This window comes from Ruoffia sp. FAM 24228, from assembly GCF_045528575.1.
Taxonomy (GTDB): Bacteria; Bacillota; Bacilli; order Lactobacillales; family Aerococcaceae; genus Ruoffia; species Ruoffia halotolerans.
The window spans coordinates 1-534 of sequence record NZ_JBGQQZ010000156.1 but is presented as its reverse complement, the minus strand read 5'-3'; the positions used below and the strand labels follow the sequence as shown (position 1 = coordinate 534).

At 37.1% G+C, this 534-nt stretch carries 1 protein-coding gene; it reads right to left on the bottom strand.

The genetic code is table 11. The annotated features are described in order from the left end of the window. Positions 1-9: 9 nt before the first annotated feature. The coding region (locus ACEN33_RS12470; protein ID WP_407095215.1) for an IS30 family transposase at positions 10-534 on the bottom strand (525 nt) is incomplete at its 5' end.

Here is a 534-nt window from a genome sequence, read left to right as displayed (position 1 = left end):
CTTAAATTGTCAAATTAAGTGCAACACAGTTTTATAAAAGATTTCATAAGGTGTTTTCCAATTCAAACATTTTTTGGGACGTGTATTTAATTTCGTTGCCCAACCTTGTATCTCTTCATCAGTTGCATCTGTCAAATCAACACCTTTCGGTGAGTACTCTCTAAGGAGTCCATTTGTATTCTCATTAGATCCTCTTTGCCAAGGGGCATGAGGATCTGGAAAATAAATTTGCGTATTATTTAATTCCTCAGTCAATCGGGCGTGTTGACTGAATTCTTTACCACGGTCAGGTGTAATGGTTTTACAAAAATTAGAATCAATACCTTGTAGTAATTTAATCATTTGGTCAACTACCGGCTTAGAAGCTTTCTTCTCAGATTTACCGATTAGTAATAACCTAGATTTTCTATCAACTAGCGTTACTAAGCACGCTTTACCAGTTTGACCTGCAACTGTATCTGCTTCCCAATGACCAATCTCAGTTCGTTCATTAGCGCTATCTGGTCGTTCATGAATCGTATTGGAGATAGGGAT